Raw genomic sequence first — 23795 nt, forward strand, 5'->3', positions numbered from 1 at the left:
TTGTCGTATTTCAGGATTTTCCCACTGTGCTACTTCATTCCGTTGAGCTTTCTTCGCACGCAACCCCGGATTCGGAAGGTGATTTGGCCCTTTTGAAACGTGTCGACGGCAGTCGGCAGCTGTAGTGTGTGGAGGAAGGATCATGGCTACTTTGATTGGTGTCGTCAGCCAGGTTGTCGGCGAGGTCTTTGCGGTAGCCGGCGATGGAACGCGTCGACCGCTATTCGAAGGCGATCGTGTCTACGCTGGCGAACAACTGGAGACCGGAGTGGGTGGCGCGGTTGCGATCAACCTCGCCAACGGCGAAGTGCTCACGCTAGGGCGGGAGAGCACGCTGAGTCTCAATGAGCAGATGCTGGCTGCAGGCGGGCAGTCGGAACCTGCTCAGGTGCAGGAGGTAGCGCCTTCCGATGCCGATTTGACTGATGTCGAAAAACTGCAGGCTGCCATCGAGGCCGGTGTAGACCCGACCACGGCCGGCGAAGCCACGGCGGCCGGTCCGGGCGCGGGTGGCGGTGGTGCAGGAGGTGGCGCGAGCAGCGGCCATGGATTCGTCCTGCTGGGCGAGGTGGGCGGCGCCCTGGATCCACTGATTGGATTTCCTACCGCCGGAATCCCGGGTGGTCCGGAGTTTCCGGATGCGGAGCCGATAGTTACTGATGACGCCGAGCCGGATTTCAGCCCCCTCCTCGATGTTGAGTATCAGGATGCAACCGGCAGCATTGCCATTGGACCGGGTATTGTCGACGAAGAGGCATTGGCCACCGGCACCAACCCTTCCAGCAATGCCGAGCAGACCAGCGGGCGGATAGTCATCAACTCTCCGGACGGGGTGTCGGCACTTCAGATCCAGGGCTTCGACGGTGTATGGGTTGACGTTACCAACGGCGGCACCGTGGTGGGTCAATACGGCATCCTGATTGTGGACGCGGCTGGTAACTGGACCTACATCCTGACCAGCAATACGTTGGATCACAGCAACCCCAATGCGACCGGACCGGATGATCAGGTGGGCGAGAGTTTCCCTGTTCGTGTGTTCGATCTCGATGGCGATGTATCGCCGACCGTTCTCCTCAATGTGCTTATCAACGACGACGGCCCGTTGCTCGCTACCGGTGCTCAGGTAACTGCACTGGTGGACGAGGACGAGACTATCGATGGCATCACCGACTCGGACGCGGTGACCAATACGACTTCCGGCGGGCCTGGTGCATTGTCCGGTCTGGTCAACTTCGGCGCGGATGGTCCCGGTAGCTTCGGCCTTTCAGGTGCTGCCTCAGCCATCGCAAGCCTGCAGGATCAGGGACTGACCTCGGGAGGAAGTGCTCTCTCCTATACCGTGCTGGGCAATGTCCTGACAGCCACCGTGGGCGGCGAGACCATCTTCACCCTGCAGGTGGGCTCTGATGGCAGCTTCGTCTTCACCCTGGTCGGCCAGCTCGATCACCCGCTGGCCAATGGCGATGACAACGAGCTGCTCCCGCTGCCGATTGATTTTTCGGGTGTGCTTGTTGCAGTGGATGGCGATGGTGATTCGGTCGGTACCTTCACTCCCGGTAGCTTCGTCATCAACGTAGAGGATGATGTACCCCAGTTCGTTGGCGGGGCCGGTTCCGTATCCGGGCGCGTCCATGAGGACGCCCTGACACTGGGAGCCGGAGCGCCTCATGAGGGGAACGACGAGGGCGGACAGACCATTTCCGCCAGTGGTGGGCCGGGGTCGTTGACCTCGCTGATCAACTTCGGGGCAGATGGCCCGGGTACCTTTGGCATCGGTGGCAACCTGGGTTCGCTGGCGAGCCAGGGGCTGACCAGTGGTGGAATCGCGCTGACTTACAGCCTGGTGGGGAACGTGCTGACAGCATCAGCTGGCGGCCAAGTCATCTTCACGCTGGCTGTGGGGGCCGATGGCAGCTGGAATTTCATACTACGAGGGCCGATCGACCACCCTGTGGCCGATGGTGCCTTCGATAGCGAGGATCTGCCTGGCCTGGGTATCGATTTCTCGGGGATACTGGTCGCGACGGACGGAGATGGTGATCCGATTCCTGGCGGGTTCCCGGCTGGCAGCTTTACCGTCGATATCGAAGACGACGTTCCCGTTCTGATAGGTGGAGAGCGTCCGTCCATCGGTGGCGTCGTGCACGAGGATGCCCTGAGCACCGCTGCCGGGGCTGGATCTGATGGTAATTCCGAGGGCTCAGGCCAGACCACCACTATTACAAGCGCAACAGGTGGCTCTCTGGCTGGCCTGGTTGCGTTCGGCGCGGATGGCCCGGGAGGCTTCGGCCTTTCCGGTTCAGTCAGCTCGCTGGAAGCGCAGGGATTGACCTCCGGTGGGGCGGCATTGAGTTACAGCGTGTCAGGAAACGTACTGACGGCCACGGCCGGTGGAGTCACCATTTTCACCCTGACGGTGAACGGCGACGGTAGCTGGTCCTTCGTGCTGCAAGGCCCACTCGATCATCCGATCGAAGACGGAACCCTGGACGGCGAACTGCTGCCGGGCCTGGGCATCGACTTCTCCGGCGTGCTGACGGCCGTCGATGGCGATGGTGACCCGCTGGCTGGAGGCTTCAATCCGGGCAGCTTCGTGATCAATGTCGAAGACGACGTGCCGGTTGTGGCCGAGCAGGGCGAGGGCTTCGTACCGGTCGGCGGCACCGTGCATGAAGATGCCCTGAGCACCACCACCGGTGCTCCTCACGATGGCAATGCGGAGGGCGGCCAGACCACCTCGATCAGCGGAGCCGATGGCGCGCTGTTGGGCCTGGTCAACTTCGGTGGTGACGGCCCGGGATCGTTCGGGCTGTCCGCCGATGTGAGCTCACTGGTCACCCAGGCGCTGACCTCGAACGGTACTGCGCTGAGCTACAGCGTGGTGGGTAACGTGCTGACGGCCACGGCTGGTGGCGTGACCATCTTCACCCTGACGGTCACCGCAGGCGGTGGCTACACCTTCGAACTGCAAGGTCCGCTCGATCATCCGATCGAAGACGGAACCCTGGACGGCGAACTGCTGCCGGGCCTGGGGATCGACTTCTCCGGCGTGCTGACGGCCGTCGACGGTGACGGCGACCCACTGGCCGGAGGCTTCAACCCGGGCAGCTTCGTGATCAATATCGAAGATGACGTGCCGGTCGTGGTCGAGCAGGGCGAAGGCTTCGTACCGGTCGGCGGCACCGTGCATGAAGATGCCCTGAGCACCACCACCGGTGCTCCTCACGATGGCAATGCGGAGGGCGGCCAGACTACCTCGATCAGCGGAGCCGATGGCGCGCTGTCGGGCCTGGTCAACTTTGGTGGTGATGGCCCGGGATCGTTCGGGCTGTCCGCCGATGTGAGCTCACTGGTTACCCAGGCGCTGACCTCGAACGGCACTGCGCTGAGCTACAACGTGGTGGGTAACGTGCTGACGGCTACGGCTGGTGGCGTGACCATCTTCACCCTGACGGTCACCGCAGGCGGTGGCTACACCTTCGAACTGCAAGGCCCGCTCGATCATCCGATCGAAGACGGAACCCTGGACGGCGAACTGCTGCCGGGCCTGGGGATCGACTTCTCCGGCGTGCTGACGGCCGTCGACGGCGACGGTGACCCGCTGGCTGGAGGCTTCAATCCGGGCAGCTTCGTGATCAATGTCGAAGACGACGTGCCGGTTGTGGCCGAGCAGGGCGAGGGCTTCGTACCGGTCGGCGGCACCGTGCATGAAGATGCCCTGAGCACCACCACCGGTGCTCCTCACGATGGCAATGCGGAGGGCGGCCAGACCACCTCGATCAGCGGAGCCGATGGCGCGCTGTCGGGCCTGGTCAACTTTGGTGGTGATGGCCCGGGATCGTTCGGGCTGTCCGCCGATGTGAGCTCACTGGTTACCCAGGCGCTGACCTCGAACGGCACTGCGCTGAGCTACAACGTGGTGGGTAACGTGCTGACGGCTACGGCTGGTGGCGTGACCATCTTCACCCTGACGGTCACCGCAGGCGGTGGCTACACCTTCGAACTGCAAGGCCCGCTCGATCATCCGATCGAAGACGGAACCCTGGACGGCGAACTGCTGCCGGGCCTGGGGATCGACTTCTCCGGCGTGCTGACGGCCGTCGACGGCGACGGTGACCCGCTGGCTGGAGGCTTCAATCCGGGCAGCTTCGTGATCAATGTCGAAGATGACGTACCAGTGGTCGACCTGTTGCCAAACAGCGCCCCGAGCATAGAAGAGGGGGATACCTACAATGGATCATGGACTGGCAGCGCAGGTGGTGATGGTGCAGAGAGCATCAAGGTTGTCGTTGATGGTGTCGAGTACGATCTGGATACCAACATCTCGCTGACAACCGGCGTGCTCCATGTCGGCAGCGATGGCTCCTGGAGCTTCCAGGCCACAGGCGCATTGCCTCCGGGGGCCACGCCGAGCCAGGCATTCTCGATTCAGATCACCGACAACGACGGCGATGCTGTGAGCGATAGCATCACAATAGGCATTATCGATGGGGCTTCACCAGTCGGTGGCCAGGCCAGCAACGAGGTTGACGAGGATGGTCTGACAGGTGGCATCTCGGGCGGGCCTGGTGATCTGGCGGGCAACGAAACCGTTGTGACAGGGAGCCTCGGCTACAGCTTCGGCCTGGACGGTGCGGCTGCTGTCAATCCGTTCGCCTGGAGTACCGCGGGTCTTTCGGGACTGGGGCTTACTTCGGGCGGGGTTGCGCTTGACTACGATGTCAGCCCCGACGGTTTGGTGCTTACTGCCACCGCAGGTGGGGTACCGGTGTTCACGGTGGAGGTGACCGATGTTGCCACCGGCGCCTACGAGTTCACCCTGAGCGGCCCGCTGGATCATGAGCCCCCTTCAACTCCGGGGACCAGCGATGAGAATGACATTTCCATCAACTTCTCCTACACCGTGGAAGATAGCGATGGTTCTACTGCCAATGGCAGCCTGAGCATTTTGGTGGACGACGATTCGCCGACTATCCAGGCCGGCGATCTTGCATTCACCTCCCAGGTGACCTTCCAGGGAACCAGCGCGGGCTTCAGCAACAGCTACGGCTACTACATCAAGGGCAGTGACGGAACGCCCCTCTCTGGCAAGGTGATCTGGGCGAATGTGCATCATCAGTCGGTTGGTGACACCTTTGACCTTGGTGGATTGGACCCAGCCAGTACTGGCTTCTTCATCATTCCTCACGGAGGCGGCAACGCGGGGCTGACCAACGGAGCTGATATCACCTTCCAATTCGTGGGTGGAAAATGGCAGGCGATGGTTGGCGGCACGCCGTTGGTTGGGGCAGACGGCGCACATATCCTGTTCAGCGACGCCACTCTTAACCCGGGTGGATCGCATCTCCAGGACACTTCGGCCACCGGTAACCAGAACTGGGAAGACAAGACCGATACGTCGGACTACGACTACAACGATGTCAGCACCAATGTGACCTGGGGCGCGTCGCTGCAGGTCGATGAGTCGGACTTCGGTACCGATGCGACAGCCGACTTCAGCGGTGTCTTCCATGCACAAGCCGGGGCCGATGGGCAGCAGGGTCCGATCGGCTATAGCCTGAATGTAGTCAATTCGGTGACGGGCCTGACAGACACGCTGACGGGCGAGGCCGTCGTGCTGGTCATGAACGGCAATATGCTGGAAGGGCGTACGGAAACGACCGGAGAGCTCGTCTTCACCCTGAGCGTCGATGCAGCGGGCACTCTCACGCTGGATCAGGATCGTTCGGTTGTCCATCCCACCAGCGACCCAGATGAGGCCATCTTCCTGGGCCCCAACCTCGTCTCTCTGACCGCCACGGTGACGGATGGTGATGGCGATCAGGACTCCGTGAGTGTGGATATCGGGCCGGGAATCAGCTTCCGCGACGATGCTCCGGAGGCTGCCAACGATGTGCTGGGCGAAGTCTCCAGAGGTGCTCAGGATGTCAACATAGGCACGGTCAACGACCTGCTGAATAATGACAACTATGGCGCTGATGGCGAATCGGCCTCTTCACCTATCCAGATCGTAGGATTGGGTAGCCAGGGTGGTAGCGTCACCATCGACATCGACGGGAACCTTATTTACACCGCTGCGCCGGGTGCATCAGCAGGTACGGAAACCTTTACCTACTCCATCGTGGATGGTGACGGCGACAGTGCTACGGCTACCTTCGAAATCACACTGACTGGCAAGGACCCTCAAGGCGGACAAGCCAGTAATGCAGTGGATGAGGATGGGCTACCACAGGGGCTTCCCGGCGGCCCGAACGATCTTGCCGGGCAAGAGGTACAGGTCGACGGCGTGCTGGGCTACAGCGTCGATACCTTCGGCAACTTCGCCTGGAGTGGTACCGCCCCCAGCGGTCTGACCTCGGGTGGAAGTCCAGTGACCTACCATCTGAGCGACGGCAACAAGACCATTACCGCCAAAGTCGGCGGAGAGAATGGTCAAACGGTATTCACCCTCAAACTGACTGATACCGCTACCGGAGCCTATGAGTTCGAGCTGTTCAAGCCGTTGGATCATGAACCTCCGGCCTCTGGCAGTGACGAGAATGACCTGCCGCTGAACTTCAGCTATCAGGTGTGGGACGCAAATCCATCTGCGTTGCCGGCGTCGGGAAGCCTTACCGTGGTCGTGGATGACGATTCTCCAGCGAAGCCCTCGGACATCAGCAAGTCGGCGCCCGAGCCAACGGGGGTCAACACCAATCTGATGATCATCCTCGATGTGTCCGGCAGTATGGACAACGACCCCGGAGTGTCGGGTTTCAACACTCGACTGGCGTTGGCAAAGAGTGCCATTCAGAACCTGGTCGATGCGTACGATGGTCTGGGCGATGTCATGGTGCGGCTGGTGGCTTTCAACGCCAGCGCCACTTCCAACCTCTCCAGTTCCGGAGAGGTCTGGTTGACTGCTAGCCAGGCCAAGTCGGTGATCGGAGCGCTGTCCAACTTCTACGGTGATGGCAATACCAACTACGATGCCGCACTGATGAAGGCGATCACGGCTTTCGGTAGCACAGGCAAGCTCGTTGGCGGAAATGTCCAGAACGTTTCCTACTTCCTCTCCGACGGCCAGCCGACGACGAATAGTAGTTGGGGAATTGGTGCGGGCAACAACGATGGCATCGTTCCAGCAGAGGAATCGGTCTGGACGACTTTCCTCAACAACAACGAGATCCAGTCCTATGCGCTGGGCATGGGGCAGGGCAGCGCCAGCGATCAGGCTCAGCTCAATCCTGTGGCATACAATGGTATCGGTGCAGGCACCAACACCAATGGCATTCTGGTCAGCGACCTGAGCCAGCTCGATGCCACCTTGCAAGGTACGGTTTCAGCCCCGACCATTACCGGCAACCTGATTCTGGAGGGATCTAACGGCTTCGGGGCAGATGGCGCTGCAGATATTCCGGTAGCTTCCGTCCAGCATGGGCTGAAGACCTATGATGCGAGTTCGCCGGAGTACAACAGCAGCACCGGCAAGCTGACCTTCACCACGGATGAAGGTGGAACCTTCACCATCAATCTGCAGACAGGCGAATACAGCTACATCCTGAACAAGGACGTGGGGTCGGATCTGACCGAGACCTTCATCTACACCCTCGTTGATGCTGATGGCGATGAAATGTCGGCCACTCTCAGCCTGACCACGACCGACAGTAGTGAGGTGTATGCCTACGACAACCACAACACGGCGACGGTCGAAGAAACCATGATCACGCCGCCGTCCGATAGTGATGTGCTGGCTAACTTCTCTTCTACCGACAACAGTACTTCTGCGCCTGATCCGTGGATTTTTGACACTCAGGGCTCAGGTATGACGGTGACGACTCTGGCCGATGTCATGACCGCCGGGGTAGGGCAGTGGGGGGTATCCGCCCTTGCTGGAAACGCCAATGCCAATGGGGTTCGTGTCCAGAGCAGCGCCTTGCAGCTGATCGACACCAACAATAGCAACGGCGTCAGCACCAAACTCGTCACTCCCACGTTCGAGATAGGCGCGGGCGATACCGGCACTGTTACCTTCCAGGTGGGCAGCATCAACAACTTCGGCAGTGGAGACCAGCTCAACTGGGTGCTCTACCGGCAGGATGGTTCCTCGTGGGAACTGGTGGATAGCGGTAGCCATGGCGTCAGCACGGCAACCACCGTCAGCACGGATAGCTTCGGAGAGGGCGTTTATCGCCTGTTCTTTGAGGCTAACGACCGTTCCAACAATGGCGACAGCTATCGGGTCCGGTTGGATAACATCACGCTGATCACAGTGGCGGCTGCGGTACCGCTGATAGTGGTGACGGCGGTGTCCGGCGATGTATTGCTTGACCCCAACACCTATTCGTCCAGCAGCGACCCGCAGAATGCGGTGGACGATAAAGGTAGTGAGGGGGCGGTGCTCAGTATCTGGAATGGCTCCAGCTACGTGCTGGTCGATGCGGTTGCGGGAACCTCCATCGATGGTCAGTGGGGCAGCTTGCTGATCCACAAGGACGGGACCTATACCTATACGCCTGATCCCACACTCGATGGTGTGGGCCAGGAGGAGGTATTTACCTACAAGCTGACCCAGCCCGATGGCGACAGTGATACGGCGCAGCTGGTCATTGGTCTGGAGGCGTCGGGTTCGACTCTCAGGGCCATGGTGGTGTCCGATCTCGGCCCGCAGGATGATCCGGTCACTGATAATGTTGCTGGAAGCCCGGCGCCTGAGGGGGATGCGACGTTGGTCGCGCTGGTCGCCGAGGAGGACGTGTCGCCTGATGCAGGTCAGCCAGAACAGCAGGACGCGCTGGAAACGGTCGCTGATCAGAGTGACGACGGTCATGGCAACGAGCACCTGAGCTTCGCAGTGAACGGCGTCACCTCCGATGTGCTGGATCTATCGCAACTGCTCACGGGGCTTTCCGACAACCCGAATGGCGATGAGCTGAGCAGCTATCTGACGTTCAGCTTCAACGCGACTTCAACGACCATCAGCGTGGATAGCAACGGCGCAGAGGGCGGCAGCTCCGTCGACATGACCGTGCTGGTGGATGGCGTCGATCTCTCCAGCGCGGCTTACTACAGCAGCGCAGATACGGCGACCGTCATCAATGGCATGCTCGAAGACCACAGTCTCAAGGTGGCCTGAGTTGGCAATGGAGTGACAGCGCTGTTGCACATCCAGCCCGCTATCCCCCCCCGGATAGCGGGCTGTTTTTCATCCGTTGTCGGCCTGACATCCGCGAGTGCCGGCACGCCGTAGGAGGCTCTTTGTTCCGGTGCTTCTCCCGGCAGAAGGGTTGGCGCGTATAATCGGCAGACTGAAAGCATATTCAGAGCCTGATGAGATGACCCAGATTTCCGAACGCCTGTTGGTTCAGGCCCACCTCGCCGCCAAGCAGCCCAGGCCGCTCACGCAGGAGGAAGAGACCTTCTACCGGAGCGAAATTGCCGCCGAGCTGAAGAAGCAGAATGCAGTCCTGGTGGCCCACTACTACTGCGATCCGGTGATCCAGGCGCTGGCCGAGGAGACAGGAGGGTGTGTTTCCGATTCGCTGGAAATGGCCCGCTTTGGCAATCAGCATGCCGCGCAGACCGTGGTGGTGGCGGGGGTCAAGTTCATGGGCGAGACGGCGAAGATCCTCAACCCGGAAAAACGGGTGTTGATGCCTACACTGGACGCTACCTGCTCGCTGGATCTCGGTTGTCCGGTCGATGAGTTCTCCGCGTTCTGCGATCAGCACCCTGACCGTACCGTGGTGGTGTATGCCAACACCTCGGCTGCGGTTAAGGCACGCGCCGATTGGGTTGTGACCTCCAGTTGTGCTCTGGAAATTGTCGAGAGCCTGATGGACAACGGCGAGAAGATTCTCTGGGCTCCCGACCAGCATCTTGGTCGCTATATACAGCGCGAGACGGGGGCGGACATGTTGCTGTGGGACGGTGCCTGCATCGTCCACGAGGAATTCAAGGCCAAGCAGCTCGAGGACATGAAGGCGCTGCACCCCGAGGCTGCGATCCTCGTGCATCCCGAGTCCCCTGAGGCGGTCATAGAACTGGCGGATGCCGTTGGGTCGACCAGTCAGTTGATCAAGGCCGCGCAGACTCTGCCGAACAAGACCTTCATCGTCGCCACAGACCGAGGCATCTTCTACAAGATGCAGCAGCTGTGCCCTGACAAGGTCTTCGTAGAGGCCCCGACCGCAGGCAATGGCGCTGCCTGTCGCAGTTGCGCCCACTGTCCCTGGATGGCGATGAACACCCTGCAGCGCACCTTGCAGTGCCTGCGTGAGGGCAGCAACGAGATATTCGTAGAGCCAGCATTGGTTCCGCGTGCGGTACGCCCGCTCAAGCGTATGCTGGACTTTACCCAGGCCGCACGGTTGAAGCTCGCCGGCAACGCCTGACGGGCGCTCTGGATATCCGCTTTCTCAAGCCGGCGTCTCCCATGGCGCCGTTTTGTCGGCTTCAGGAGATCGCCTCAGGTCGCAGGCTGTAGCTGCCGCAGGCCCCGCTCGATTACCGCGTCGATGTAACTCGGATCGCTGTAGATCCGAGCCAGCAATATCGCACCTTCGAAATCGGCCACCAGCTGACGTGCCAGATGCTGCGCATCGACCGGAGCATATGCACTGCGGTAGATGGTGGTAAAGGCGGCGGCCCAGTCGTCGAGAAAGCGCCGGATGGGCTCCATCAACTCCACTTTGCCGTAGGTCGCATCGATCGCAACCACCCCCATCAGGCAGCCGATCGAGTCATCCTGAAAAAGCCTCCTGGCCTTGCGTCCCATGCTCGCGAGTCGCTCCTGTGCGCCCAGACTTTCGTCGGTGGCAATCGAGAACAGTGACTGCTTCAAGCGTTCGTGAGTCCACTCCAGCACATCTCGCAGGAGCGACTCCTTGTTTGGGTAATGGTGATAGAACGAGGCTTTGGTCAGTCCGCAGGCCGTTGACAGCGCATCCATGGTGGTGCCGTGGTAGCCGAGGCGCTTGAACGTGTTGGCGCAGCGCTGCAACAACTCATCTCGGGGCATCTTCAGAGGGCGCACAGGTTGCTCCGTTCTCGATAAGAGGCGCTGATTCTAAGTCATAAGCCATGCACTCTCAATTTGACGGTTACCGAATGTTTGTTTAGTTTTTTAAAACCGAACATTCGGTAAGTAATTGCAGATGCTTGGCGATGCCAAGCGCATCTTTCATCAGTCAGGAGAGTTCTCAATGAGCGAAGCAAACAGCGGTCCGGGCCGTGTCACCCGTGAGCAGCGTGGCCATCTGTTTCTGATCGGTCTCGATCGAGCCGGAAAACGCAACGCTTTCGACAGCCACATGCTGGCGGATCTGGCGCTCGCGCTCGGAGAGTTCGAGCGTAATGCAGACGCTCGTTGCGCCGTTCTGTTTGCCCATGGTGATCATTTCACGGCCGGCCTGGATCTGATGGAGCTGACGCCGAAGCTCGCCTCTGGAGGATTCAAGTATCCGGATGAGGGGATCGATCCCTGGGGTGTGTCGGGGCCGCGTCGCAAGAAACCGGTTGTGCTTGCCGTCCAAGGCACCTGCTGGACTGCAGGTATTGAGCTGATTCTCAATGCTGACATTGCCATTGCAGCCAGCAACGCGCGTTTTGCCCATCTGGAAGTTTTGCGAGGCATCCCTCCATCGGGCGGCTCGACCGTCCGCTTCACTCAGGCTGCGGGTTGGACCAACGCCATGCGCTACATGCTGACCGGCGAGGAGTTCGGTGCCGGTGAGGCGCTGAAAATGCGGCTGCTGACCGAAGTCGTCGAGCCCGGTCAGGAGCTGGAGCGCGCCCTCGAGTATGCGGAGCGCATCGCCAAGGCCGCGCCGCTAGCTATCGAGGCGACTCTGCAGTCCGCCTTCCATGCCCGTGACGAGGGCGATGCTGCTGCCCTGTCGAAACTCAATGAGCTTCTGTTCTCGCTCATCAAGAGTGATGACGTTCGCGAGGGTGTGATGGCAATGATGCAAAAGCGCGAACCGGTATTCAAAGGCCGCTGACAAGGCAAGGACCGAAACGGATAAATCGTCTCGGGCTGCCGCTTGATCATTAACGCCCCTGGCTGCGCGATTCCGTGGACGAGCCTCTCGGGATCAATGCAGCTGGGTTCTGGCAGAGCTATTGGCCGCCGAGCGGCCGGAACAATTCGTATGAGAAAAGCCGATAGTGCAAGAAGTCTGTCCGTGATCGATCAGCTGTCCCTGTTGACCAGCGATGGCTATCGCATCGCCGCGACCCGCTACTGCGCCCATGGTCGGTTGAAGGGCAACCTGATCATGGCTGGAGCCACGGGTGTTCAGCAGCGCTTCTACCGCCGCTTCGCCCAGCATGCCTGCGCCCGGGGCTTCAACGTGTTGACGGTGGACTACCGTGGTGTTGGCGACTCGTCTCCGAAGACACTGAAAGGCTTCGAGATGTCCTATCTGGACTGGGGGTTTCGCGATCTGGCTGCCGCCGTCGAGTTCATGGATGACGGCCGAACGCCGCTCTTCTGGGTCGGGCACTCTTTTGGCGGGCACGCCCTCGGCCTGCTACCCAACCACCAGAAGATCACCGCCGCGTACTGTTTCGGCACCGGGGCGGGGTGGGCCGGCTGGATGCCGCGGCTCGAGGCCATCAAGGTCCGCTTCCTGTGGAACTGTGTTTTGCCGCTGATCGTTGCCTGCAAGGGGTACATGGCCTGGAGTCTCCTGGGCATGGGCGATGACCTGCCGCTGGGTGTGTACAAAGACTGGAAGCGTTGGTGTGTCCACCCTCATTACTTCTTCGACGATCCTTCGATGGCGGACGTTAGCCGCCTGTACGCCGATGTACGCCTGCCGTGCGTCTTCGCCAATGCCGTGGACGATCTTTGGGCTCCGCCTGCTTCACGGGATGCCTTTATCAAGGGTTATCGCAATGCAACCCGGACGGTGCGCGATCTTCTTCCCGAACTGCCGCAGCAGCCAATAGGCCACATGGGGTACTTCCGAGCTGCGTCCTCTGAGCTATGGGATGAAGCACTGACATGGTTCGAGGGGCAGATCTGCGTGCCGGCATCGCAGATACGGCCCGCCACGGAGTGTGGCAGCTGAGCGCCGGAACCTCTGTTCTGTTGCGGCGAGGCTGCCAGCGCCTGCTGTAGTCCGGATATTGGCTGGACTACCCGGTGCCTCATTTTCGCCCCGCCCTTAGGCTTCTGCCCGACAGCGCGTGTCTTGGTGCAAACAACAATAATGAGAGGACTACCTGCATGACGTTCACCCAGATCGAATACGAGCAACACGGCGCCATCCGGGTCATCCGCTTCAATCGTCCGGACAAGCGCAATTGCATCGGGCCTACGATGCATCGAGAGCTGATCGAAGCCTGGACCCGCTTTCGTGATGACGAGAGCGCTCTGGTCATGATCCTCACCGGCGCCGGTGAAAAAGCCTTTTGTGCCGGGGGCGACCTGTCGGCAGGGCTGGACCTGGTGCCGTCCACTGCGGAAGAGATCGCCGCTCATGATCGCGGCGAGCGTCCCGGCATCCTCGGCCCCAGCCGATGGACGGACATCTACAAGCCGGTAATCGCCGCGGTGAATGGCGTTGCCTATGCCGGCGGGCTCGAGTGGGCCTGCTTCGCCGACATGCGCATTGCCGAGGAACATGCGTCCTTCGGCGTTACCTGTCGGCGCTGGAACATAGGCCTGGCCGATGGTGGCAGCCAGCGTCTGCCTCGCATCGTCGGCATGGGGCGCGCGATGGAGCTGATTCTTACCGGCAAGGTCATCTCGGCAGCCGAGGCCCTGTCCATGGGCCTGGCCAATGAAGTCGTGCCGTCGGGCACCTCCCTGGCGCGAGCGATGGAGTTGGCGCAGTTTCTCTGCACGCTTCCTCAGCCGGCCATGCGTTCCGACAAGGAGGCGGCCGTTCGGGGGTATGGGCAACCATTGGCGGAGGGGCTGCGTATCGAAGCCGAGTGCTTCAATCGCTCGATTCATCGCGAGGAGACCCGTGAGGGGTTGCGACGTTTCCTGGAGCGCGACCACCCGGACCGATCCACCGACACTCCTGCTCGTACACCAGGCTTGGTCAGGGACTGAGGACCGCATCATGCGAATCGGCCTGTTATTGCAGCTACATCTATTCTCTGTCGCCTTCTGGCTTGGCGTGGTTGCCGTCGAGTACTTGATCGAGCAGGGGCGAGCCCAGAGTCGAAGCCAGGGCTTCGCCGTGGCTAGTTTGCACCGGCGAATCGACCTTTTCTTCGAGACTCCTGCGTTCAGCGTGGTACTGGTCACCGGGCTGATGCTCATCGAGCCCGCTCGTTTCGACGGTATTTATGCTCTGAAAGTGATCGCCGGAGGTGTTGCAGTGGCCGGCAACCTGCTGTGTCTGGTGCCTGTTCTGAGGCGGCACGCCGCGGCTGAGAGAGACGACCTGGACGGTGTAATCCGCCAGTCCAGGCTGATCGACAGCATCTCGCTGCTGGCTATCCCGGCCGGGCTGTTAGCGCTAGCCTGCGGGCTCTACCTGATGCTGCTGCGCTGATCCAGCGTCGGCACAGCATGGCCGGAGCCTGCAGGCTCCGGCCGCCAACCCCTTTAGCCGCCATCCAGGCGGCTCTTTTTTCCTGGCTTGCTGGGGAGCGGTCAGGTCTTGTCGCGTGCAATACAGGCTGCAGCGGTGAACAGCACGTCGGTGGAGGAGTTCAGCGCGGTCTCGGCGCTGTCCTGCAAGATGCCGATGATGAAGCCGATGGCCACCACTTGCATGGCGGTTTCGCTGGGGATGCCGAACAGGCTGCAGGCCAGTGGGATCAGCAGCAGCGAACCACCTGCCACGCCAGAGGCGCCACAGGCGCAGACGGAGGCCACCACGCAGAGCAGTACGGCGGTCGGAAGGTCGACGACGATGCCGAGTGTATTGGCCGCCGCCAGGGTCAGTACGCTGATGGTGATGGCCGCGCCGGCCATGTTGATGGTGGCGCCGAGCGGGATGGATACCGAGTAGGTGTCTTCGTGCAGGCCCAGGCGCTCGGCCAGCTGCATGTTGACCGGCACGTTGGCCGCCGAACTGCGGGTGAAGAACGCGGTGATGCCGCTCTCGCGCAGGCAGGTCAGCGTCAGCGGGTAGGGGTTGCGGCGGATCTGGCTGAACACGATCAGCGGGTTGACCACCAGGGCGACGAACAGCATGCAGCCCACCAGCACGGCGAGCAGGTGGGCATAGCCGAGCAGAGCCTTGAGGCCGGCGTCGGCGAGGGTGGTGGCGACCAGACCGAACACACCAAGCGGGGCGAAGCGGATCACCACGCGTACGATCAGGGTCACTCCATGGGCCAGGTCAGCGAACACGGTGCGTGTAGTGTCGCTGCCATGACGGATAGCGACGCCCAAGCCGATGGCCCAGGCCAGAATGCCGATGAAATTGCCTTTGATCAACGCATTGAGCGGGTTGTCCACCACGTTCAGTGCCAGACTCTTGAGCACTTCGGCAATGCCGCCGGGAGGCGTGGTGCCGGTCGCCGCCTCGCTTAGGATCAGTGTGGAAGGCCATAGACTGCTGGCGATTACCGCAACGATGGCTGCGGAGAGTGTGCCGATCAGGTACAGCATCAGGATCGGGCGGATATGAGTGGGCTGGCCGGGCTTGTGGTTGGCGATGGCCGAGGCTACCAGAATGAACACCAGTACCGGTGCCACTGCTTTGAGTGCGGAGATGAACAGTTCGCCCAGAAAACCGACTTTGGCGGTGGCCTGCGGGAAGAGCAGGGCGAAGAGGATGCCAGCGACCAGGCCGATGGCGATCTGCAGGACCAGGCTGGTGCGCGCGATCAGCTGCAGCAGGGGACGGTGAATCATGCGTGATGCTCCTGTGGTTCGGCAGCCTCGTTGGTAGGCGCTGGCTGCGGACGGCCGCGGCGATGATGCGCACGGTCGAGTCTGGAGGCCCGCCGGGTAGTGGTGGGCGCAGAAAAGGGGGCGATTCTATAGAGGCTTGTGCCTCGATGTATTGCCTTCAGTCAGGCGGTGGACTCAAGCAAATGAAAACGGCCCACGAGGGGCCGTTGTCATTCGAGCGGAAAAATCAGCCGCCGAGGTAAGCGTCACGCACTTTCGGGTCGACCAACAGATCGGCCCCGGTGCCTTGCATGACGATACGGCCGTTCTCCAGCACGTAGGCGCGATCAGCCAACTTGAGCGCCTGGTTGGCGTTCTGCTCGACCAGGAACACGGTCACACCATCCTTGCGCAGCTGTTCGATGATGTCGAAGATCTGCTGGATGATGATCGGCGCCAGGCCTAGCGAAGGCTCGTCGAGCAGCAGCAGCTTGGGCTTGCTCATCAGTGCGCGACCGATGGCGAGCATCTGCTGTTCGCCGCCGGACATGGTGCCGGCGCGCTGCTCGAAGCGCTCCTTGAGGCGAGGGAACAGGTGCAGGACCTTGTCCAGTTGCTCCTGGTTGTCGTCCTTGTTGCCAAAGAAACCGCCCATGGCCAGATTTTCTTCGACGGTCAGGCGGGCGAACACACGGCGGCCTTCCGGCACGACTGCGATGCTTTTGCGCATGATGTCGCAGGACTCCTGGCCGACCAGTTCTTCACCCATGTAGCGGATGCTGCCGCTGGCCGCGCGCGGCGAGCCGCACAGGGTCATCAGCAGGGTCGACTTGCCGGCGCCGTTGGCGCCGATCAGGGTGACGATCTCGCCTTGCTCCACATCGATGCTGACGTTGTGCAGGGCCTGGATCTTGCCGTAGAAGGTGGAGACGTTGTTGAAACTCAGCATGCTTACGACTCCCCCAGGTAGGCTTTGATCACGTCCGGATTGTTGCGGATCTGCTCCGGCGTACCGTCGGCCAGGGGGGTGCCCTGGTTGATCACGTAGATGTGATCGGAAATGCTCATGACCAGGTGCATGTCGTGCTCAATCAGCAGCACAGTCACGTCGTGGTCGTTGCGCAACATGCCGATCAGTTGCTTGAGATCTTCGGTTTCCTTGGGGTTGAGGCCGGCGGCCGGCTCGTCGAGCATGAGGATGCGCGGGCGCGTCATCATGCAGCGGGCGATTTCCAGGCGGCGCTGCTGACCGTAGGCCAGGGTCCCGGCCGGGCGGTTGGCCACGTCGGTCAGGTTGACCTCCTCCAGCCAGTGCGCTGCGTACTCCATGGCCGCCTTCTCGCTACGGCGGAAACCCGGAGTCTTCAGCAGGCCGGCAAGGAAGTTGGTGTTGAGGTGGCGGTGCTGGGCGACCAGAAGGTTCTCCACCGCGGTCATTTCCTTGAACAGGCGAACGTTCTGGAAGGTCCGCACCACGCCCTTGTGGGCGATCTTGTGGCCCGGCAGGTGCTGGATCGGCTCGTCGTCGAGCAGGATCACGCCGCCGGTGGGCTGGTAGAAGCCAGTCAGGCAGTTGAACACGGTGGTCTTGCCGGCGCCGTTGGGGCCGATCATCGACACCACCTGCTTGGGCTGTACGGTCAGGGCGACATTGTTGACGGCCAGCAGGCCGCCGAAGCGCATGGTCAGCCCGCTGACTTCAAGAATCGGGCGGCTCATGGTTTCAACTCCAGGTGCGGGCGTTGCATGGGCAGCAGGCCCTGCGGACGCCAGATCATCATCAGCACCATCAGGGCGCCGAAGAACAGCATGCGGTATTCGCTGAACTCACGCATCAGCTCGGGCATGAGGATCATCACGATGGCGGCGAGGATGATGCCGAGCTGCGAGCCCATGCCACCCAACACGACGATGGCGAGGATGATCGCCGACTCGATGAAGGTGAAGGATTCCGGCGTGACCAGGCCCTGGCGCGCAGCGAAGAAGCTACCGGCGAAACCGGCGAAGCAGGCGCCGAGTGTGAAGGCGGAGAGCTTGATGGCGGTCGGGTTCATGCCCAGCGCGCGGCAGGCGATCTCGTCTTCACGCAGCGCTTCCCACGCACGGCCGATCGGCATGCGCAGCAGGCGGTTGATCACGAACAGGGTCAGCAACACCAGCAGCAGGGCGATCAGGTAGAGGAAGATCACCTTGTTGATCGAGTTGTAGGCGACGCCGAAATACTCGTGGAAGGTCTGCATACCTTCCGCAGCGCGCCGCTCGAACGACAGGCCGAACAGGCTCGGTTTCTCGATATTGCTGATACCGTTGGGGCCGCCGGTCAGCTCGGTCATGTTGCGCAGCAGGATGCGGATGATCTCGCCGAAGCCGAGGGTGACGATGGCCAGGTAGTCACCGCGCAGGCGCAGCACCGGGAAGCCCAGCAGGAAGCCGAACAGCGCAGCCATCATGCCCGCGATGGGCAGGCAAACCCAGAAGCCCAGGCCGTAGTAGTGCGACAGCAGCGCGTAGCTGTAGGCGCCTACGGCGTAGAAACCGACGTAACCCAAGTCCAGCAGACCGGCCAGGCCGACCACGATGTTCAGGCCGAGGCCGAGCATCACGTAGATCAGGATCAGCGTGGCGATGTCGACGGCGCCGCGGCTGCCGAAGAACGGCCACGCCAGGGCGACTACGACCAGACCAAGGATGATCCAGCGCTGGGTAGAGGGCAAGGTGAGGAAGTTGCTGGCCCCGGCCGGCATCTTCGGCACGCTGGGCGCACTGGCCCAGGCGGAGGAGAGGCGGTCGCGGAACAGTTGCCAGAAGAACATGGCCACCGCGGCGGCGGCGATGGTCCAGAGCACGGCAGGGCTGCCGCCATGGACTTCCAGCTTGATGCCGACGGTGGAAAGCTTAAGGCCGAGCACCGGGTAGGCGACGGCCACCACCAGCAACGCGCTGAAAAAGGCGGTCTTTAGATTTTTGGTCATCATACTTTCTCGACCTCCGGACGACCGAGGATGCCGGTCGGGCGGAACAGCAGCACCAGGACCAACAGGCTGAAGGCCACCACGTCCTTGTACTGGTCGCCGAAGATGTCAGCACCAAAGGCTTCGGCCACACCGAGCAGCAGGCCGCCGAGCATGGCGCCCGGAATACTGCCGATACCGCCGAGCACGGCGGCAGTGAACGCCTTGATGCCGGCGAGGAAGCCGATGTGCGGGTTGATCACCCCGTACTGCAGGCCCAGCAGCACAGCAGCCACGGCGGCCAGGGTGGCGCCGATGACGAAGGTGAGGGCGATGATGTTGTTGGTGTTGATGCCCAACAGGTTGGCCATCTTGATGTCCTCGGCGCAGGCGCGGCAGGCGCGGCCCAGGCGGGACTTGGAGATGAACATGGTCAGGCCGTACATCACCGCGATAGTGACGATGAAGATCAGCACCTGCATGTACGAGATCACCACTCCGTTCATGGTGCTTTCGCCGAACACGAAGTTGCCCGGCAGCAGGTTGGGGATGGCCTTGTCCTTGGAGTCCTGCGCGAGCAGTACTTCGTTCTGCAGGAAGATCGACATGCCGATCGCGGAGATCAGCGGAATCAGGCGGTTACTGCCGCGTAGCGGCCTGTAGGCCACCCGTTCGATACTGTAGCCGTAGGCGCTGGCGACGATGATGCTGGCGGCGAAGGCGCCAATAATCAGCAGGGGCAGGCTGTCGAGCCCCATCATGGTCAACCCGGCGATGACGATGAAGGCTACGTACGAGCCAATCATGTACACCTCACCGTGGGCGAAGTTGATCATGCCGATGATGCCGTAGACCATGGTGTAGCCAATGGCGATCAGGGCGTAGGTGCTGCCAACGGTCAGGCCGTTAACCAGCTGTTGCAGATAGTGATAGAGCTCAGGCATTACCTAACTCCTCGGCACGGTCCGTGAAGCGGCGCTTGTGACGCGACGGGTGGCCGGAAATTCAATAAAACAAAGCCCACTGCTTGCGCAGTGGGCTCTGGGTTCAGGCGGGAAGCTTATTTGGCTTCGGTTTTGGTACCGTCCTGGTGCCACTCGTATACAACGAAGTTGAAGTTCTTCAGGTCACCCTTCTCATCGAAGCCCAGCTCGCCGGTCGGGGTTTCGAAGGTGTTGGCGCGCAGAGCGGCAGCGACTTTGTCGGTGTCGGTGCTGCCGGCTTTCTTCATGCCGTCGGCCATGACCTGTACTGCGGCGTAAGCCGGGAATACGAACGGGCCGCTCGGGTCCTGGTTCTTGGCCTTGAAGGCTTCAACCAGAGCCTGGTTCTTCGGATCCTGGTCGAAGGACTTCGGCAGGGTGACCAGCAGGCCTTCGGAAGCCGGGCCAGCGATGGCGGAGATTTCCTTGTTGCCCACGCCTTCCGGACCCATGAACTTGGCTTTCAGGCCTTTCTCGGCAGCCTGACGCAGCAGCAGGCCCAGTTCCGGGTGGTAGCCGCCGTAGTAGACGAAGTCGACGTTGGCTTGCTTGAGCTTGGAGATCAGGGAGGAGAAGTCCTTGTCGCCAGCATTGATACCCTCGAATACGGCAACCTTGGTGCCTTTGCCTTCCAGGGTCTGCTTGACCGCAGTGGCGATGCCCTCACCGTACTGTTGCTTGTCGTGAACGACGGCAACGGTCTTCGGCTTGACGTGGTCGGCGATGAAATTACCGGCGGTCGGGCCCTGCAGGCTGTCCAGACCGATGGTGCGGAAGATCAGCTGGTAGCCGCGAGCGGTGATGTCCGGGCTGGTGGAGGCCGCGGTGATCATCATGATGCCTTCGTCTTCGTAGATGTCGGACGCAGGCTGAGTGGAGCTGGAGCACAGGTGGCCAACGACGTATTTCACTTCATCGTTGACGATCTTGTTGGCCACGGCCACTGCTTGTTTCGGATCACAGGCGTCGTCGTACTTTACGCCTTCAAGCATTGCACCGTTCACGCCGCCGGCCTTGTTGATCTGCTCGATGGCCATCTCGGCGCCAATGAACTGCATTTCACCGTACTGGGCGACAGCACCGGTCACCGGGCCGGCAAGGGCGATCTTGATGGTGTCTGCGGCCATCGAATAGCTGGCGGCGCCAGCCAGGGCCATGGCGGCGAACAGCTTGGTAACTTGCTTGGTAGCCTGTTTCATAGTGCTCCACTCTCTTATATGTGTTGTTCGTTCTTGTAATCCATGCGGCCAAAAGCTGCAGGACCGGTCGAAGTACCCCGGCCACACCCCCGGCAACTGTACCGGCACAGTGTAGAACTCTGTTTTGCGGCTTGAAAAGCGCACATTTGGAGGCGTGATGGGGTGGTGTCGCTTCGTTGAAATAAACGTACAGAATAACGGCGCGTCTTTTGGTGACTGAGAGGTCCTTCTGCCTGTCTATGGGCGGTTTTTCGAGCTTGCCTGGCGAAGAGCGAACGCTATCATGGCGCGCGCTATCCCAAACCGTGTGGTTTCTACCCAGAGCAAGTCATGACAGAACACGCTAGCACCCTTTATGCCAAGCTACTTGGCGAAACGGCCAAGATTTCCTGGCAGGAACTGCAACCCTTCTTTGCCCGTGGCCAATTGCTTTGGGTTGATGGCTCTATCGATCTGGTGGAGGTCGCGCGGGCCGTGGCCGAGGACGAAGGTGCCAAGGTTTCCGCCTGGCTGCAGGTGGGACAGGTTGCCAAGGTCGACGAGGGGCGGGCCGAAGATTATCTCGCACGCGATCCTGAGTTGTGGGCTGTGGTGGTGTCACCTTGGGTACTCATTCAGGAGCGCTCCATTGGTGCGACGGTGCACTGATCGGGGTCGGTTGCGTTCGGCAAAGCTGGTCTAGAATCAGCTTTCCCATACCTGCAAGGAGAGCCGCCATGTTCGAACCGGGCCATCTGCATCGGTCTAGCCAGCCCGGCCAGATCGACTTCGACGTAGATCTCTTCTATGAAGTGCGTCGCGACCCCAATGAGGGGCAGATGGTGCACTTCCGTATGGAAGGGCAGATCGCCGGCAAGGCGTTCAAGGACGAGTTCGAATTGCACCGTGATACCGCTTTCAACTTCGCCAGCGTGGCTACTCGTATGGCGGCCAAGCATGGGCTACCGACCAACCACTCGCTGATCATGCGCAGCCATGACGAGTTTGATCGGATGTTCGAGGATATCCGCGACAAGCTCGGTGCGAAGTCGGGGGAGACGGTGAGCTTCGACCATCTGGAGAAGGATGGGCTCTGATTCGCCGGTGCTTGTCCCGGAGCCCCGCAAATGTGGGGCTTTTCCTTTCTATATGGGATCAAATTGGCCTCCCTCGCTGGCAGGCAACAAAAAGCCCCAGATTTTCACTGAAACTTCGATTTGGCTCCGAGACTGGGTTCGATGGCGTTAGCCAAGCACGCTTAAGCACGGCCCCGAAGGCGCGCGCGGGCCGAGTAGTTGGCGGGCGTGGTCTTTGGTGAGGACCTATAGCAAGCAACAAAAAAGCCCCAGGCTTTCACCTGGGGCTTTCGAATTTGGCTCCGCGACCTGGACTCGAACCAGGGACCCAATGATTAACAGTCATTTGCTCTACCGACTGAGCTATCGCGGAACTGCGGTGCGTATCCTACTGATTAAAAAGGGGAAGTCAATACCTCAAGGGTGACTTCCCCTTGTTCGGTTCAGAGAACCTGAACGATGGCCTGGGTAACGGCGTCCAGGTTGCTGCGGTTCAGTGCGGCGACACAGATGCGGCCGGTGCTCACGGCATAAATGCCGAACTCGCTGCGCAGACGCTCCACTTGTTCGGCAGTCAGGCCGGAGTAGGAGAACATTCCCCGCTGACGAGCGACGAAGCTGAAGTCGCGTTTGGCGCCCTGGGCGGCCAGCTGCTCGACCATGGCCAAGCGCATGTCGCGAATGCGGTTGCGCATCTCGCCTAGCTCTTCTTCCCACAGGGCGCGTAGCTCGGGGCTGTTGAGCACGCTGGCGACCACGGTGGCTCCGTGGGTCGGCGGGTTGGAGTAGTTGGTGCGGATCACGCGCTTGGCTTGCGACAGCACGCGGCCGGCTTCTTCCTTGCTGGCGGTGACGATGGACAGCGCACCAACCCGCTCGCCATACAGCGAGAAGGATTTGGAGAAGGAGCTGGATACGAAGAACGGCAGGCCGGACTCGGCGAACAGGCGCACGGCGAAGGCGTCCTGGTCGATGCCCTCGCCGAAGCCCTGGTAGGCGATATCGAGGAAGGGCACGTGCTCACGTTCGCGCAGAACTTCCAGTACGGCTTTCCAGTCATCCAGGGAGAGATCGACTCCAGTCGGGTTGTGGCAGCAGGCGTGCAGCACTACGACGGAGCGAGCCGGCAGGGCCTTGAGGTCTTCCAGCATGCCGGCGCGGTTCACACCGTTGGTGGCGGCGTCGTAGTAGCGGTAGTGCTGCACCGGGAAACCGGCGGAGTCGAACAGGGCGCGGTGGTTTTCCCAGCTCGGGTCGCTGATGGCAACCACGGCGTTCGGCAGCAGGCGCTTGAGGAAGTCGGCGCCAGTCTTCAGGGCGCCGGTACCGCCGACGGCCTGGGTGGTGACCACGCGGCCTTCGGCCAGCAGAGCGGAGTCTGCGCCGAACAGCAGTTTCTGCACCGCGCTGTCGTAAGCGGCGATGCCTTCGATCGGCAGATAGCCACGTGGAGCGTGCGCCTCGATGCGAGCCTTCTCGGCTTCGGCGACGGCGCGCAGCAGCGGAATTCGGCCTTCCTCGTTGTAGTACACGCCTACGCCAAGATTGACCTTGGTGCTGCGGGTATCGGCGTTGAAGGCTTCATTCAGGCCCAGGATCGGGTCGCGCGGCGCCAGCTCGACGGCGGAGAACAGACTCATGATTGCGGTGGTCTCGGAGAGGAGAAGGTGGGAACCGGCAACACCTGCCACAGAATCAGGCTAGGGGTTGCATAAACGGGTCGCTATTATAGCCACCCAGACTGTGCGCGGCGACAGCGCCAGCACGCATTCAGAAGCTATGACGCCAGCCATTGAGCCGCGTCACAGTGGCATCGTGAG

At 61.2% G+C, this 23795-nt stretch carries 16 protein-coding genes and 1 tRNA gene; 8 read left to right on the top strand and 9 right to left on the bottom strand.

Features of this window, described 5'->3' with window-relative positions; genetic code table 11:
• Positions 1-142 precede the first annotated feature (142 nt).
• Both IB234_RS10965 and nadA read left to right on the top strand, forming a co-directional pair.
• The gene (locus IB234_RS10965; RefSeq protein WP_192317399.1) at positions 143-9115 is read left to right on the top strand and encodes a retention module-containing protein; all 8973 of its coding nucleotides are present in this window, start codon (positions 143-145) and stop codon (positions 9113-9115) included.
• 199 nt (positions 9116-9314) lie between these two features.
• Positions 9315-10373 (top strand): quinolinate synthase NadA, encoded by a 1059-nt coding sequence (gene nadA, locus IB234_RS10970; protein WP_192317401.1) that lies wholly within the window; start codon positions 9315-9317, stop codon positions 10371-10373.
• A 74-nt stretch (positions 10374-10447) separates the two neighbouring features.
• Here nadA and IB234_RS10975 read toward each other — a convergent pair whose 3' ends face one another.
• A complete protein-coding gene (locus IB234_RS10975; RefSeq protein WP_192317403.1) occupies positions 10448-11014 on the bottom strand; it encodes a TetR/AcrR family transcriptional regulator in 567 nt (188 codons plus the stop codon).
• A gap of 169 nt (positions 11015-11183) precedes the next feature.
• Between IB234_RS10975 and IB234_RS10980 the strand changes: the two genes are divergently transcribed.
• The 4 genes from IB234_RS10980 to IB234_RS10995 all read left to right on the top strand — a co-directional run bounded on the left by IB234_RS10980 (position 11184) and on the right by IB234_RS10995 (position 14495).
• Complete coding sequence (locus IB234_RS10980; protein ID WP_192317406.1) at positions 11184-11981, top strand: crotonase/enoyl-CoA hydratase family protein; 798 nt, start codon at positions 11184-11186, stop codon at positions 11979-11981.
• Positions 11982-12131: 150 nt separating this feature from the next.
• Positions 12132-13055: an alpha/beta fold hydrolase gene (locus IB234_RS10985; RefSeq protein ID WP_192317408.1), complete on the top strand. Its 924-nt coding sequence runs from the start codon at positions 12132-12134 to the stop codon at positions 13053-13055.
• 158 nt (positions 13056-13213) lie between these two features.
• Positions 13214-14047, top strand: a complete 834-nt coding sequence (locus IB234_RS10990) for an enoyl-CoA hydratase/isomerase family protein (RefSeq protein ID WP_192317410.1) — start codon at positions 13214-13216, stop codon at positions 14045-14047.
• Between the two features lie 10 nt (positions 14048-14057).
• Complete coding sequence (locus IB234_RS10995) at positions 14058-14495, top strand: hypothetical protein (protein WP_192317412.1); 438 nt, start codon at positions 14058-14060, stop codon at positions 14493-14495.
• A gap of 101 nt (positions 14496-14596) precedes the next feature.
• Here IB234_RS10995 and sstT read toward each other — a convergent pair whose 3' ends face one another.
• The 6 genes from sstT to IB234_RS11025 all read right to left on the bottom strand — a co-directional run bounded on the left by sstT (position 14597) and on the right by IB234_RS11025 (position 20920).
• The gene (sstT, locus tag IB234_RS11000) at positions 14597-15808 is read right to left on the bottom strand and encodes a serine/threonine transporter SstT (RefSeq protein WP_192317414.1); all 1212 of its coding nucleotides are present in this window, start codon (positions 15806-15808) and stop codon (positions 14597-14599) included.
• 226 nt (positions 15809-16034) lie between these two features.
• Positions 16035-16736 (bottom strand): ABC transporter ATP-binding protein, encoded by a 702-nt coding sequence (locus tag IB234_RS11005; protein WP_192317416.1) that lies wholly within the window; start codon positions 16734-16736, stop codon positions 16035-16037.
• 2 nt (positions 16737-16738) lie between these two features.
• Positions 16739-17506: a high-affinity branched-chain amino acid ABC transporter ATP-binding protein LivG gene (gene livG, locus IB234_RS11010; protein WP_192317418.1), complete on the bottom strand. Its 768-nt coding sequence runs from the start codon at positions 17504-17506 to the stop codon at positions 16739-16741.
• Positions 17503-18759 (bottom strand): high-affinity branched-chain amino acid ABC transporter permease LivM, encoded by a 1257-nt coding sequence (locus IB234_RS11015; RefSeq protein WP_192317420.1) that lies wholly within the window; start codon positions 18757-18759, stop codon positions 17503-17505. Before IB234_RS11015 ends, livG begins: the two co-directional genes overlap by 4 nt.
• Positions 18759-19682 (bottom strand): high-affinity branched-chain amino acid ABC transporter permease LivH, encoded by a 924-nt coding sequence (gene livH, locus IB234_RS11020; RefSeq protein WP_192317422.1) that lies wholly within the window; start codon positions 19680-19682, stop codon positions 18759-18761. Before livH ends, IB234_RS11015 begins: the two co-directional genes overlap by 1 nt.
• A gap of 116 nt (positions 19683-19798) precedes the next feature.
• Positions 19799-20920: a branched-chain amino acid ABC transporter substrate-binding protein gene (locus tag IB234_RS11025; protein ID WP_192317424.1), complete on the bottom strand. Its 1122-nt coding sequence runs from the start codon at positions 20918-20920 to the stop codon at positions 19799-19801.
• A 330-nt stretch (positions 20921-21250) separates the two neighbouring features.
• Here IB234_RS11025 and IB234_RS11030 point away from each other — a divergent pair, with 330 nt between their 5' ends.
• Positions 21251-21568 carry a DUF2288 domain-containing protein gene (locus IB234_RS11030; RefSeq protein ID WP_192317426.1) on the top strand — a complete coding sequence of 106 codons (318 nt, stop codon included), beginning with the start codon at positions 21251-21253 and terminating at the stop codon, positions 21566-21568.
• A 68-nt stretch (positions 21569-21636) separates the two neighbouring features.
• Positions 21637-21996 (top strand): DUF5064 family protein, encoded by a 360-nt coding sequence (locus IB234_RS11035; RefSeq protein ID WP_192317428.1) that lies wholly within the window; start codon positions 21637-21639, stop codon positions 21994-21996.
• A 276-nt stretch (positions 21997-22272) separates the two neighbouring features.
• Here the strand turns inward: IB234_RS11035 and IB234_RS11040 are convergent.
• Positions 22273-22348 (bottom strand) — tRNA-Asn (locus tag IB234_RS11040).
• Between the two features lie 70 nt (positions 22349-22418).
• Positions 22419-23615: an amino acid aminotransferase gene (locus IB234_RS11045; RefSeq protein WP_192317430.1), complete on the bottom strand. Its 1197-nt coding sequence runs from the start codon at positions 23613-23615 to the stop codon at positions 22419-22421.
• Positions 23616-23795 lie beyond the last annotated feature (180 nt).

It is taken from the genome of Pseudomonas sp. PDM16, from assembly GCF_014851865.1.
Taxonomy (GTDB): domain Bacteria; phylum Pseudomonadota; class Gammaproteobacteria; order Pseudomonadales; family Pseudomonadaceae; genus Aquipseudomonas.

Excerpts from the sequence above, each read along its gene's own strand:
- IB234_RS10965 (WP_192317399.1), top strand. The coding sequence starts at position 143 with ATGGCTACTTTGATTGGTGTCGTCAGCCAGGTTGTCGGCGAGGTCTTT.
- nadA (WP_192317401.1), top strand. The coding sequence starts at position 9,315 with ATGACCCAGATTTCCGAACGCCTGTTGGTTCAGGCCCACCTCGCCGCC.
- IB234_RS10980 (WP_192317406.1), top strand. The coding sequence starts at position 11,184 with ATGAGCGAAGCAAACAGCGGTCCGGGCCGTGTCACCCGTGAGCAGCGT.
- IB234_RS10985 (WP_192317408.1), top strand. The coding sequence starts at position 12,132 with ATGAGAAAAGCCGATAGTGCAAGAAGTCTGTCCGTGATCGATCAGCTG.
- IB234_RS10990 (WP_192317410.1), top strand. The coding sequence starts at position 13,214 with ATGACGTTCACCCAGATCGAATACGAGCAACACGGCGCCATCCGGGTC.
- IB234_RS10995 (WP_192317412.1), top strand. The coding sequence starts at position 14,058 with ATGCGAATCGGCCTGTTATTGCAGCTACATCTATTCTCTGTCGCCTTC.
- sstT (WP_192317414.1), bottom strand. The coding sequence starts at position 15,808 with ATGATTCACCGTCCCCTGCTGCAGCTGATCGCGCGCACCAGCCTGGTC.
- IB234_RS11005 (WP_192317416.1), bottom strand. The coding sequence starts at position 16,736 with ATGCTGAGTTTCAACAACGTCTCCACCTTCTACGGCAAGATCCAGGCC.
- livG (WP_192317418.1), bottom strand. The coding sequence starts at position 17,506 with ATGAGCCGCCCGATTCTTGAAGTCAGCGGGCTGACCATGCGCTTCGGC.
- IB234_RS11015 (WP_192317420.1), bottom strand. The coding sequence starts at position 18,759 with ATGACCAAAAATCTAAAGACCGCCTTTTTCAGCGCGTTGCTGGTGGTG.
- livH (WP_192317422.1), bottom strand. The coding sequence starts at position 19,682 with ATGCCTGAGCTCTATCACTATCTGCAACAGCTGGTTAACGGCCTGACC.
- IB234_RS11025 (WP_192317424.1), bottom strand. The coding sequence starts at position 20,920 with ATGAAACAGGCTACCAAGCAAGTTACCAAGCTGTTCGCCGCCATGGCC.
- IB234_RS11030 (WP_192317426.1), top strand. The coding sequence starts at position 21,251 with ATGACAGAACACGCTAGCACCCTTTATGCCAAGCTACTTGGCGAAACG.
- IB234_RS11035 (WP_192317428.1), top strand. The coding sequence starts at position 21,637 with ATGTTCGAACCGGGCCATCTGCATCGGTCTAGCCAGCCCGGCCAGATC.
- IB234_RS11045 (WP_192317430.1), bottom strand. The coding sequence starts at position 23,615 with ATGAGTCTGTTCTCCGCCGTCGAGCTGGCGCCGCGCGACCCGATCCTG.